Raw genomic sequence first — 12,794 nt, forward strand, 5'->3', positions numbered from 1 at the left:
ACGCCGCCAATCCTCGCCATCGCGCCCCGGAGCCTTTCCATGATCGACAAACGCCCCCGCAAGACCTTCCGCGAGGTCGTTTCCGCAGGACAGGTCTTTACCCCCTGCGTGTGGGATTGCTTCTCGGCCCGCGCTGCGGAACTGGCCGGTTTCGAGGCCACCCTGCTGTCGGGCGCCGCCCTGGCCTACTCGATGTGCGGCTATCCCGATCTGGGCCTGCACAACCAGGAAGAACTGGTCTGGGCCACCGACCGCATCGCCGATTTCTCACCCCTGCCGCTCATCATCGATGCCGATGACGGGTTCGGCGACATCGTCCACGCCTATCGCACCTGCCAGCGCCTCGCCAAGGCCGGCGCCGGTGCCATCCTGATCGAGGATACCCCCAACGAGCGCGGCTTTGCCCGTTTCGGCCGGGCCATGGAAGCGGCGACGCTGGCCGGCAAGGTCGATGGCAATGTGCCCCATCCGGTGATCGATGCCGATCTCTGGCTGGCCAAGATCAAGGCCTGCATCGAGGCGACCGAAGGCACCGATTGCGTCATCATCGCGCGCAGCGAATCCAAGCTCGAAAAGGGTCTCGACGACGCCATCGAGCGTTGCGTCCGGGCCGCCGAACTGGGCGCCGAGATGACCTATGTGCATGGCCTGCGCACCCTCGAGGAATGCCGCAAGGTCAACGACGCTCTGCCCGGCTGGAAGATGTTCGGCGATGTGGCCACCGTCAACGGGGTGCCCTTCGTCACTCTCGAGGAGATCGCCGAACTCGGTTTCAACCTCGTCACCATGCACTATCTGGAAAAGGGCTCGATGTACGGCATGATGGATTATGGCCGTCACGTCTTCTCCGAGCGCAGCACCTATTATGCCGACAGCCACACCATGGGTGGCCTGACGCCCGAAGAGCAACGCGCCATCCTTGGCCGCGATGGCGGCTGGCTCGATGCCGAGGAGCGCTGGAAGGCGCTTTGACAGGCAAGGCGAGCGGCATCGGCAGTCATCTCGAAGGGCAGGGGAGGTCATCACATGCGTAGTGCCGGATCGACCTATCTGCGGGCCGCCGGAACCCGGCTGCTCGCCGGCATCCCCGTATTCGTGCTCGTGACCTTCGCGGCCACCGCGCTCTCGGACCTGATGCCCGGCTCTGCCGCCCAGACCATTCTGGGCGAAAACGCCACACTCGAGCAGATCGCCGCGCTCAATGCCGAATATGGCTACGACCGCCCGGCCGTCATCCGCTATCTCGACTGGCTGGGCGGCCTTGCCCGAGGCGATTTGGGCTATACGCTCTTCTCGCGCCAGCCGGTCGCTGAGCTGCTGGTCAATCGCGCGGCAGTGACCTTCGAGATCGCGTTGCTTGCCATGCTGGTCTCCCTGCTCCTCGCCATCCCCCTCGCCATGGTTTCGGCGGCGCGCGCCGGCGGCCTGGTGGATTCGACGCTGAGCGCAGTCACCTCGTTTCTTCTGTCCATTCCCACCTTCGTCTCCGTGGTGGTGCTCTCCTACGTCTTTTCCATCGTGCTACGCTGGCTTCCGGCCACCGGATGGGTATCGCCCTTCGTCGATCCGCTGGGCAATCTGATGTTCGTCGCCCTGCCGGTTCTGAGCCTTTCGGTGCACCAGTCGGCCTATTTCTTTCGCGTCGCCCGCAGTCAGTTCGCCGCGACCCTGCAGGAGGATTTCGTGCTGGTGGCGCGCGCCAAGGGCCTGTCGACGAGCTACATCATGCTGCGCCACGCGCTGCGCCCATCGCTGCCCCAGGTGCTGACGGTGCTCGGCCTTTCGATGACCTTCCTCCTCGGCGGCTCGTTCATCGTGGAGAGCTATTTCGCCGTGCCCGGTATCGGCTGGACGGTCCTGAATGCGGTCAAGAACCATGATCTGCCCGTGGTCCAGGCCATCCTCTCGCTCACCGTCGTCATCTTCGTGGTCGTCTTCATCCTCGTCGATCTCGGCTATGCCCTCATCGATCCAAGGGTGCAGGCCACATGAGCACACTCGAGGCCCATCCCGTTTCCGCCGGTGAAAAGCCCCTCGCGGCCCCGCGCCGCTTGCGCTGGCCCAGGCTCACGCTGGCCGAAGCCTTCTCCTTCCTCTTTCTCTTGCTTCTGATCGCGGGCGCCATCTTCGCCGATCGCATACCCGGTCTCGTGCGCCCCAATTTTCCCTATGGCGATTTCTCCCGGCCCCCCGAATGGTCGATCAACGGGCTTTTCGGCACGGATGGGCTGGGGCGCAGCATCTTCTCCCGCATCCTGCATGGTGCGCGCGCCACCCTGACCATCGTAGGCATCGCGACCCTGATCTCGCTGGGCTTCGGGCTGCTCCTTGGCATGCTTGCCGGCTATTATCGCGGCATCATCGAGCGCTTCGTCGATCTCTTCGCCAACACCGTAGCCGCGCTGCCCCCGATCCTGGTCATCCTCGCCCTGCTCACGGCGACCGGTCCCTCGGTCACCACCATGACGCTCGCGCTGGGGTTTCTCGAGATCGGCACTTATGCCCGCATCGCCAAGGGCGGCGTCATCTCGCAATATGACCGCGACTATATCCTCGCCGCCCGCGCGCTCGGGGCCAGCGATGCCCGCATCCTGCTCCGCGAGATCCTGCCCAATCTGATGCCGACGCTGGCCGCGCTCGTTCCGCCTCTGATGGCCGGGCTCATCATCACCGAAGGCTCGCTCAGCTTCCTGGGCTATGGCATCGCGCCGCCGGCGCCGAGCTGGGGCGGCATGATCGCCGATTCCACCGACCTGTTGAGCCGCTTCCCGCTGCTGATCTTCGGGCCGATCCTCACCATCGTCTGCACCGTCTTCGCGCTCAACACCGTCGGCGACTATCTCTCGCGCCGCATCGACAGGCGGGAAAAGCAGCTATGACGGTCCCGTCCGACATTCATCCGCTGCTCGCGGTCGAAAATCTCTCCTGCGCCGTGCCGGGCCCGGCGGGTGCCATGCGCATCCTGACCGATGTCAGTTTCACCCTGCCGCATGCCACCGCCCTCGGCATCGTAGGGGAATCCGGGGCGGGCAAGTCCATGCTGGTCAAGACGATCATGGATATCGCGCCGTCCCGCGCCGCGGTCACGGGCGCGGTGCGCCTCGATGGCACGGCCCTCCAGAGCCTTGATACCCGAACCCGTCGCACCACGCTGGGGCGGCGCGTCGGCATGGTGTTCCAGAACCCGATGACCTCGCTCAACCCCTTCGTGCGGGTCGGCCGCCAGGTGGAAGAGGCGAGCCGCAAGCATCTCGGGCTCGATCGCCGCGCCGCGCGGGAGAAGGCGATAGCGCTGCTGCGTGCGGTCGGCATTCCCGATGCGGCCGAATGCTATCACGGCTTTCCGCACCAGTTTTCGGGCGGCATGAAGCAGCGCATCATGATCGCCACGGCGCTCGCCTGCGATCCCGAGCTGCTGATCGCCGACGAGGCGACCACCGCGCTCGATGCCACGGTGCAGAAGGATATTCTCGACCTGTTGCAGACGCTTCAACAGCGCCGGCGCATGTCGATGATCCTTGTCACCCACAATCTGGGCGTCGTTGCCGGCCGCACCGACGAGGTGATCGTGATGTATGGTGGCCGCCTCGTCGAGCATGCGCCCACCGAGCGGCTTTTTGCGTCGCCGCGCCACCGCTACACCGCCGCGCTGCTCTCGGCCATGCCGCGCATCGACCAGCCGGCTCATACCCGCCTCGCCACCATTCCCGGCCAGCCCCCCAGCCTTGCCCATCCCGAACCCGGCTGCCCGTTCGCGCCACGCTGCCCGGCCGCCATCGATGCCTGTCGGGCCGCCATGCCGCCCATGACCGTCTCCGCCGATGGCCGGCACCGCTTCGCCTGCCATGTGCCGCTTGATGCCGGCATATCGGGCGACGCGTCGGTCCGCCAGCCGGAGGCCGCAAATGTCTAGCGACGCTCCTTCGGTCACGTCCGCCGGCGATCTCGGCTACCTGCGCGATGACGCCGCGCTCAAGGTGCGCAACCTGACCGTGTCGTTCCGGCGTGGCCAGAAGATCTTCAACGCCGTGTCGGACGTGTCGTTCGATCTGGCGCGCGGCGAAACGCTCGGGCTCGTGGGCGAATCCGGGTCGGGCAAGACCACCATCGGCCGGGCGATCCTGCAGCTCGTGCCCGCTCATGGCGCCGATCTTGGCGGCGCGATCACTTATGAGGATGACGATCTGGCGACGCTCTCACGCGCCCAGATGCGGCTCATGCGCCGGCGCATGCAGATGATCTTCCAGGATCCGGTGTCCTCGTTCAACCCGCGCCGCAAGGTCGTCGACATCGTGGGCGAGGGCCTCGAGATCCAGGGCATGCCACGCGACGAGCGCCGCCGCCGCGTCGATCAGGCGCTGGCCGATGTCGGGCTCAGCCGCGCCATGGTCGAAGGGCGCCGGCCCTACCAGTTCTCGGGTGGCCAGTGCCAGCGTCTCGCGATCGCCCGCGCCCTCGCGCTCGGGCCAGATATGATCGTCTGCGACGAGCCTGTCGCCTCGCTCGACGTCTCGGTTCAGGCCCATGTCATCAATCTGCTGCAGGACATCCGGGCCGCGCGCAATCTCGCGCTGATCTTCATTTCGCACGACCTTGCCGTGGTGCGGAATGTCAGCGATCGGGTCGCGGTGCTCTATATGGGGCGCATGGTCGAGATCGGCCGGGCCGACGATATCTATCGCGCCCCCGCCCATCCCTACACGCGCCGCCTGCTCGATGCGATCCCCGTGCCCGACCCTGCGCGCCGCATTCCGGCCGGCGAGGGCGGTGCCGAGCCGCATTCCCAGCTGGCCCCGCCCTCGGGATGCCGCTTCCGCCTGCGCTGCCCGCGCGCCGATGCGCTGTGTGCGGAGGTGGAGCCGCAGCTGCGTCCCATGGCTCAGGGCCAGTACGCCGCCTGCCACCATCCGTTGCCAGAGTTAGGGCAGGGCAATTCGTCCCGGCCCGCCGCTCTTTCCACGCCAGCCTGACGAGGACCCCATGGCCGATTTCGATACCCTCATCCGTGGTACGCTCGTCACCGAAGCCGGCACGATCGAGAACGGCTACATCGCCATCCGCGACGGGCTGATCCGGCTCATGGGCACCGGCGACAGTCCGGCCGCCGGCGAGGTGCTCGATTTCGGCGACGCCCTCGTCCTGCCCGGCGCCATCGACCCGCAGGTGCATTCGCGCTCGCAGGCCGATCAGGAGGACTTCATCTGGTCCACCCGAGCGGCAGCCGCCGGTGGTGTCACCACCATCGTCGACATGCCCTATGATGCGGGAAAGCTCATTTCTACCCCGCAGATGCTGCTCGAAAAGGCCGAGAGCGCCGGCGCCCAGGCGCGGGTTGATTTCGCACTCTACGGCACCATCAACGCCGCCCACGGCACCGCTCATATCGCCGGCATGGCCGAAGCGGGGGCGGCGGCATTCAAGTTCTCGACCTTCGAGACCCATCCCGAGCGCTTTCCGCGCATCGCGACCCCGCTCCTTTACGAAGCCATCGCCGAGGTCGCCAGAACCGGCCTCATCGCCGGGGTGCACAACGAGAATGACGAGTGCGTGCGCGCCTTTTCGGCAGCGGTGAAGGCGGCCGGCATCACCGATTATCGCGCCCATGGCGCCTCGCGCCCGCCCATCGCCGAAACCCTCGCCATCGCCGAGGTCTACGAGATCGCGCGAGCCACCGGTGCCGCCGGCCATATCGTGCACTGCTCGGTGGGGCGCGGCTATGAGCTCGCCGAGGCCTATCGGGCCCAGGGCGTCGATGCCACCATCGAAGCCTGCATCCACTATCTCGTGCTCTGCGAGGAGGACGATGTCTCTCGCCTCGGGGGCAAGGCCAAGTGCAATCCGCCGATCCGTGGGCGGGCCGAGCGCGAGGCGCTCTGGCAGAAGCTGGCGGCCGGTGCGATCACGGTGGTTTCGACCGATCACGTCGCCTGGAGCCTTGCCAGCAAGTCGCACAAGGCCATGCTCGACAATGCTTCGGGGATGCCGGGGCTCGAGGTGATGACGAGCCTTCTGCTCGACGGGCTGACCGAGCGCGGTCTGCCGCTCTCGCACGCCGCCCGGCTGATGTCGGGCAATCCGGCACGATTGTTCCGCTTTTCTGACCGCAAGGGCGCGCTGGCGCCGGGGCTTGAAGCCGACATCGCCGTCTATGCCGAGCGGCCTCGCCTCTATGATCCGGCCGAGAGCGGCAACACCGTCGTGCACTGGAGCCCCTATGAGGGACGTCTCATCCGCCACCGCCCCATCGCGACCTTCCAGCGCGGGCGCATGATTTTCGACGGCAAGACGGTGCTGGCGGCTCCCGGCGACGGCCGGTTCGTGCGGCCCACCCGCGCCGCCAGGCTTGCGAGCGAGGCCGCCTGATGCACGCGCACCGCCCGCTGCGCATCGATCGCGCCGCTTTCGCTGCCGACATCGATGCCCTTGCACAGATCACCGAGCCCGGCCGCCCGTGGACGCGCCGTTCCTTCTCTCCGCGCTTTCTTCAAGGGCGCGCCTGGCTTGCCGGCCGTTTCGCCGAGGCCGGTCTTGAGACACGCATCGATGCGGCCGGCAATCTCATCGGCAGATGGTCAGCCAACAATCCTCATGCTGCGGTGCTGATGACCGGTTCGCATTCCGATACCGTCCCTGATGGCGGCCGCTTCGATGGCATTGCCGGTGTCCTCGCCGGGCTCGCCGCCATCCGTGCGCTGCGTGCTGCCGGCTACGACCCGGTGCACACGTTCGAACTCGTCGATTTCCTTGCCGAAGAGCCCAGCGAATGGGCCCTCTCCTGCATCGGCAGCCGCGGCATGGCGGGCGCTCTCTCTGCCAAGGACCTTGCGTCTCTCGGGCCCGCCGGCGAGAGCCTCGCCGCTGCGATCGACCGGGTTGGCGGATCAATTGCCCGACTCGACAGCGCCAGGCGCGACGACATTTTGGCCTTTGTTGAACTCCACATCGAGCAGGGGCCGGTGCTCGAGGCCGAAGGCGATGATATCGGCATCGTCTCGGGCATTGCCGGCATCGGCCGGGTGCGCGCCCGCTTCGAAGGGGTCGCCGGCCACGCCGGGACCCAGCCCATGCACATGCGCGCCGATGCCGGGCTGGCGCTTTCGCGCTTTATGCTCGCGCTGCGCGATGCTGCCCGCGCCGTGATCGGGGTGGGCCATTTCACCGCGACCGTCGGGGTGGCGAAACTTGAACCTGGCGGTGCCAATGTCGTGCCCGGCGCCGCCGAGGCCATCGTCGACATCCGCGCCGAGGACGATGGCGCCATGGCCGGCTTTATCGAACATCTCGCGATCATCGCCGGGGAAGCGGCCGCGGCCGAAGGGTGTCGGGTTGCCGCGCTCACCGAAATCAGCCGGACCCGCGCCGTAGCGTGCGACGCCGCGCTGCGCGATACCATCGCCGCCGCCGCATCGTCCGTGTCCGCGACCACGCGGCCGCTCGCCTCGGGCGCCGGCCATGACGCGGCTTTCATGGCCCGGATCGCCCCCTCCGCAATGCTCTTCGTGCCCTCACGCGATGGTGCCAGCCATTGCCCGGAGGAATGGACCGACCCCGAGGCGCTCGCGCTCGGCGCCGACGTTCTGCTCAACGCCCTCATTCTCCGCGACCAGGCCCCTGCCGGCGCGGACCTCAATCGTCTCCCGAAAGGACGCCAGTCATGACCGCCATTGTTTTCGACGGCGACAGCCTCACCATCGATGATGTCGTGCGCATCGCCCGCGAGGGCGCCAAGGTCGCCATTTCCGACGCAGCGCGCGCCGAGATCATCCGCGTGCGCGACTATATCGACGAGAACTGGCTGACCGAGAACGCGCCGCCGACCTATGGCTTCAACACCGGCGTCGGCAAGCTCAAGGACTACGCCATCTCGCAGGCCGACAACGACCGCTTCCAGAAGAACATCGTGCTCTCCCACTGCTCGGGCATCGGCGAGCCGGCCTCCATCGAGATCGTGCGGGCCATGATGGCGGTCCGCATCAATGCCTTCTGCCTCGGCGCCTCAGGATTGCGCATCGAAGTGGTCGATCGCCTCGTGGCACTCCTCAATGCCGGCGTTCATCCGGTCGTGCCGATCCAGGGCTCGGTGGGCGCATCGGGCGATCTTGCGCCGCTCGCCCATATGGTTTCGGTGCTCATCGGCTATGAGGAGGCTGAGGCCTACTACGAGGGCGTGCGTATGCCGGCCCGCGAGGCGCTCAAGAAGGCCGGCATCTCGCCGATCGATTTCGATCTCAAGGCCAAGGACTGCCTGGCGCTGATCAATGGCAATTCGCTCTGTGCCGGCATGGCCGCGCTCAACCTTTTCGATGCGCGCCGCATCATGAAGGTGGCCGACACCGCCGCGGCCCTCAGCCTCGAGGCCATTCGCGGCGAGCAAGCCGCTTTCGATGCCCGCATCCATGCCGTGCGCAAGCAGCCCGGCCAGATCGCCGCCGCCGAGAATGTCCGCCGTATCACCGCCGGCAGCCGGCGCACCAGCGAGGCGGCCCGCGCCGTGCGGCTCGAGGACGACATCCTTCACCCCGTCCACACCGCCCGCGTGCAGGACCAGTATTCCTTCCGCTGCATGCCGCAGGTGCACGGCTCGTGTCGCGACCAGCTCGACCATTGCTGGACCATCGTGACCCGCGAACTCAACGCTGCGACCGACAATCCGCTGGTGTTCTGGAATGATCGCGGCGGGCTCGAATTCATGTCGGGCGGCAATTTCCACTGCGAGCCGCTCGGCTTCGCCATGGATATCCTCGCCATCGCGCTGATCGAGATCGGCAACATCTCCGAGCGGCGGCTGTTCGCGCTCTGCGACACCACGCTCAATTACGGGCTGCCGCCGAACCTCGCCGGCAAGCCCATCGGGCTCAATTACGGTTATGGCATCATCTCCACCGCTGCGGCGGCCGTGACGTCGGAAAACAAGACGCTGGCCTACCCGTCGGTTGCCGATACCATCCCCACCAAGTCGAGCCAGGAAGATCACGTGTCCATGGCCGCCTGGTCGTGCCGCAAGGCTCGCCAGGTGCTCGACAACATGCCCAAGATCATCGGGGTGGAATATCTGCTCGCCGCCCGCGCCATCTTCCTGACCCAGGAACCGCTCGGCCGATTTGCTCTCGGTGCCGGCAGCGCCGTGGCCTACGAGGCGCTGCGCAAGAGCGTGCCCTTCACCCAGGAGGACAGCTACATGCAGAACCAGATCCGCCCGGCGCTCGAGGCGGCCCGCTCGGGCAGCGTGCTCGATGCCGTCGAGGCGGCCATCGGCACGCTGAACTGACGGGGCAGAACGAGGTAAAGGGACCGCCATGCTCGAAGCGCTGACCGCTCCGCCGCCCGACAAGATCCTGTCGCTCATGGACCTCTTCAGGGCCGATACACGGCCCGAGCGGATCGATCTGGGCGTCGGGGTCTATCGCGACGCCCAGGGGTTGACCCCCATTCTCGATGTGGTGCGACGCGCCGAGGCGCGCCTCGATGCCGCCGCCACCACCAAGGCCTATGTGGGGCCGGCGGGCGACCCGCGCTTTGTCGAACTGGTGCGCGACCTGGCGTTTGGGTCCGACGCGCCGGTCGATCGCCTGCGCGGCATCCAGACGACGGGCGGGGCAGGGGCGCTGCGGCTGCTCGCCGGGCTCATTGCCCGCGCCCGGCCGGGCGCAACCGTTCACCTGCCCGATCCCACCTGGGTCAACCACGCGGCTCTCCTCGCCGATGCAGGGCTCAAGCTTTCGCGCTATCGCTATTACGATCCGGCAACCGGCGGCGTCGCGCTCGAAAACATGCTCGAAGACATCGCCGCGATGGCCTCCGGCGATGTCATCATGCTGCATGGTTGCTGCCACAATCCCACCGGCGCCGACCCGAGCCGCGAGGATTGGCAAAAGATCGCGGACGCCATCGCCGAACGCGAAATCTTCGCCTTCATAGATCTCGCCTATCAGGGCTTCGGAGACGGACTCGAGGCCGATGCCTGGGCAACGCGCCTGCTGATCCGGACGCTGCCGCAGCTTGTGGTTGCCTACAGCTGTTCAAAGAACTTCGGCATCTATCGCGACCGGGCCGGGGCAGCCTTCATCCTCGCCCGCACGCCCGCAGAAGCCGATATCGCCCGCGCCCAGCTCACCGTGCAGTCGCGCATCGCCTATTCGATGCCGCCCGACCATGGCGCGGCCCTGGTGCGCGACATTCTCGCCGATCCCGCATCAGCGGCGCTCTGGCGCGCCGATGTGGAGGCGATGCGCAACCGAATCGCATCGACCCGCGCTGCTCTTGCTGCGGCACTCGTTTCCCTCGGCCATCCCGGGCTCAGGGGGCTGGGCGCCCAGAAGGGCATGTTCTCCCTGCTCCCGCTCACTCCGGCTCAGGTTGCCCGCATGCGCGAGACCTTCGGCATCTACATGGTGGATGACGGGCGGATCAACCTGGCGGGATTGCAGATTTCTCAGATTCCGGTGCTGAAGCGGGCGCTCGAGGCCATACTGTAGAGGGCGCCGAGCGGCCCCTCCGCAAATCTACCCATGTGGCGGTGTCGCCACAGCATTGCGTCTGGCACATGCGAAAACAGCCCTTATGACGCATTATGACGATCGTCGGCATGGACATGTTAAGGGGTGTCTCCTATTGTCCTTCATTGGCTGGGCATGTTGAGAGGTCTTCCTGTGGCACGGGCGTTGGGATTGGCGGCGGGTTTTGTCCTGTCTTGTGCGGGGCTTCTGGTTGCGGTCAGCGGTGCTCAGGCTCAGGCGCTTTCGGATTGCACCTGCGTCACCGGCCTTTCCACTGCGCCCAATGGCGGGGTCATCGGGACGGTGTCGGGCTCGGTCTATGTTCCGGGCTCCAATGGCATCGTCCTCGTCTCGTCCAATACGGCCATCAGCACGTCCTCGGAATTCTCGACCGGCGACAGCTCGCTGGCCAGTTATTCCATCGGCGGCTGCTCGGCCACCGTGGGCGCCCAGGTGCGCGTGCTGATCTCGGTCGTTCAGAACAACATCTGCGTCCAGCATGTGGACGAATCCACGGCGCCGCCGCTGGTTGACGGCAATGGCATGCCGCTGATCATCGCGGGCGGTGCGGTCGCGGCCGGCGGCGCTGCGGCAGCCCTCGTCTTCGGGCTGGGCGGGCTCAACGTTAGCAGGTAGGCCGTCGCGCCGGCGCGGCCGGATGCGATGCAGGGCAGGTCGGGCGCATCGTCGCATTGCAGCAAGAGAACGGCTTCATCGACATCCACTGTCATCTGCTCTTCGGGCTCGATGACGGCTCGGGCTCGATCGAGACCAGCCTCGCCATGGCCCGCATGGCGCTGGCCGATGGCACCGAACTGGTGCTCTGCACCCCGCACATTACCCCCGGCATCTATGACAATACCGCCTCCCGCATCGATGCCGCGCTGTCAGCCTTTCGCCAGGATCTCGATGCCGCGTCGATCGGGCTTGCGGTCGCTATGGGCGCTGACGTGCACATGGCGCCCGATCTGCTCCCCAAGCTCCGCGCCGGTGAGATTCCGACCCTTGCCGGGTCGCGATACTTCCTCTTCGAGCCGCCCCATCATGTGCTGCCCCCGCGCATGGAGCAGTTGCTCGCCAGCCTGCTCGAAGCCGGCTACGTGCCCATCCTCACCCATCCCGAGCGTCTCTCCTGGGTCGAGCAGCATTACGATCTCATCCGCCGGCTCAGCGCCATGGGCATTCCCATGCAATTGACGGCCGGTTCGATCACGGGCCGGTTCGGTCCACGCATCCGTCAGCTTTCGGAGCGCATGCTCGACGATGGCCTTGTCGACATCATAGCGAGCGATGGGCACAACCTGACGAGCCGGCCGCCCAGCCTTTCGGCCGCTCACGCGCTGGTCGCGGCGCGTCTGGGGCAGGCGGAAGCCGATGCGATGATGCGCCTGAGGCCTTCTGCGATCGTCGCGAACGCGGATTTGCCGGCCCGGCCCGGGCCGTCCTCAGATGCGCCACAAAAACAGGGCAGGCAGGCCGGCTGGGCGGGCTGGTTCCGGCGGGGCGAAAAGGGTTGAGCATGCGTGCGTTCGGCAGGTTGGCGGCTTTGATGCTGCCTTTGGTTGTGGTGCTGGGCGCCTGTTCGGGCGCTTCGCAGATGGCGCGACCGGCCGCGAGCGTCGAATCGCCCGAAATTGCCGCGGGCCAGTCCCTCGGCGGCGGCTTGCGCACGGTGGCGAGCCTCCCCAACCCCGTCGATTCCTCGGGTGCAGCGGTTCAGCGCATCGCCGCCAATGACGTTCTGGCCATCGATGTCTTCCGGGTCGACGAGCTCGACCATCAGGCCGAGGTCGACGGTTCGGGCAATGTGACGCTGCCGCTGATCGGCAGCGTGCGTGCCGCCGGGCGGACAATCCCCGAATTCCAGGCCGATCTGAAGCGGCTCTATGGCAGCCGCTATCTACAGAATCCCGAGATCACGGTCTCGATGAAATCTTCGGCCGGCCAGCGGGTTACCGTGGATGGCGAGGTGCGCAGCGCCGGGCTTTACCCCACCGGTGCCAACACAACGCTGCTGCAGGTGGTGGCCCTTGCTGGCGGGCTCAACGCCATCGCCGATCCCTCCAAGGTCTTCGTCTTCCGCGATGTCGGCGCCGAGAAGCTGGTTGCACAATATGACGTCGCGGCTATACGCGAGGGGCGCAGGCCCGATCCGCGCATTGCCGGGGGCGATGTAGTGGTGGTGTTTGCCTCGGGGATTAGGATCTTCGGGCAGAACCTGCGCGAAGCCCTGGGTCTGGCTTCGAGCGCCTCGGGGCTGCTATTGTAACTGTGAGGTCCTGGTTCAGGGCGGGGCGG

At 66.7% G+C, this 12,794-nt stretch carries 12 protein-coding genes; all 12 read left to right on the top strand.

Annotated features, from left to right (window positions below; all coding sequences use genetic code 11):
• Positions 1-39 precede the first annotated feature (39 nt).
• The 12 genes from BT183_RS00195 (at position 40) to BT183_RS00250 (ending at position 12,765) form a co-directional block, all read left to right on the top strand.
• Positions 40-972: an isocitrate lyase/PEP mutase family protein gene (locus BT183_RS00195; protein WP_072338425.1), complete on the top strand. Its 933-nt coding sequence runs from the start codon at positions 40-42 to the stop codon at positions 970-972.
• 54 nt (positions 973-1,026) lie between these two features.
• Complete coding sequence (locus tag BT183_RS00200; RefSeq protein WP_072338426.1) at positions 1,027-1,992, top strand: ABC transporter permease; 966 nt, start codon at positions 1,027-1,029, stop codon at positions 1,990-1,992.
• Positions 1,989-2,879: an ABC transporter permease gene (locus BT183_RS00205; RefSeq protein ID WP_072338427.1), complete on the top strand. Its 891-nt coding sequence runs from the start codon at positions 1,989-1,991 to the stop codon at positions 2,877-2,879. The genes BT183_RS00200 and BT183_RS00205 overlap by 4 nt, the downstream gene beginning before the upstream one ends.
• Complete coding sequence (locus BT183_RS00210) at positions 2,876-3,913, top strand: ABC transporter ATP-binding protein (RefSeq protein WP_072338428.1); 1,038 nt, start codon at positions 2,876-2,878, stop codon at positions 3,911-3,913. The genes BT183_RS00205 and BT183_RS00210 overlap by 4 nt, the downstream gene beginning before the upstream one ends.
• Positions 3,906-4,970, top strand: coding sequence for an oligopeptide/dipeptide ABC transporter ATP-binding protein (locus tag BT183_RS00215; RefSeq protein WP_084603142.1), 1,065 nt, complete (start codon positions 3,906-3,908; stop codon positions 4,968-4,970). Before BT183_RS00210 ends, BT183_RS00215 begins: the two co-directional genes overlap by 8 nt.
• A gap of 10 nt (positions 4,971-4,980) precedes the next feature.
• Positions 4,981-6,363 (top strand): dihydroorotase, encoded by a 1,383-nt coding sequence (locus BT183_RS00220; RefSeq protein WP_072338429.1) that lies wholly within the window; start codon positions 4,981-4,983, stop codon positions 6,361-6,363.
• Positions 6,363-7,658, top strand: a complete 1,296-nt coding sequence (locus tag BT183_RS00225) for a Zn-dependent hydrolase (protein WP_072338430.1) — start codon at positions 6,363-6,365, stop codon at positions 7,656-7,658. Before BT183_RS00220 ends, BT183_RS00225 begins: the two co-directional genes overlap by 1 nt.
• Entirely contained in the window at positions 7,655-9,268 is a 1,614-nt protein-coding gene (locus BT183_RS00230) for an HAL/PAL/TAL family ammonia-lyase (RefSeq protein ID WP_072338431.1), read from the top strand. The genes BT183_RS00225 and BT183_RS00230 overlap by 4 nt, the downstream gene beginning before the upstream one ends.
• A gap of 28 nt (positions 9,269-9,296) precedes the next feature.
• Entirely contained in the window at positions 9,297-10,475 is a 1,179-nt protein-coding gene (locus BT183_RS00235) for an amino acid aminotransferase (protein ID WP_072338432.1), read from the top strand.
• Positions 10,476-10,667: 192 nt separating this feature from the next.
• Positions 10,668-11,132 (top strand): hypothetical protein, encoded by a 465-nt coding sequence (locus BT183_RS00240; protein WP_072338433.1) that lies wholly within the window; start codon positions 10,668-10,670, stop codon positions 11,130-11,132.
• Positions 11,133-11,188: 56 nt separating this feature from the next.
• On the top strand, positions 11,189-12,013 hold the full coding sequence (locus BT183_RS00245; RefSeq protein ID WP_177282323.1) for a tyrosine-protein phosphatase: 825 nt from the start codon (positions 11,189-11,191) through the stop codon (positions 12,011-12,013).
• 32 nt (positions 12,014-12,045) lie between these two features.
• Entirely contained in the window at positions 12,046-12,765 is a 720-nt protein-coding gene (locus BT183_RS00250) for a polysaccharide biosynthesis/export family protein (RefSeq protein ID WP_177282325.1), read from the top strand.
• The last annotated feature ends 29 nt before the right edge of the window (positions 12,766-12,794 follow it).

The sequence above is a fragment of the Devosia enhydra genome, from assembly GCF_900119845.1.
GTDB lineage: Bacteria > Pseudomonadota > Alphaproteobacteria > Rhizobiales > Devosiaceae > FPKU01.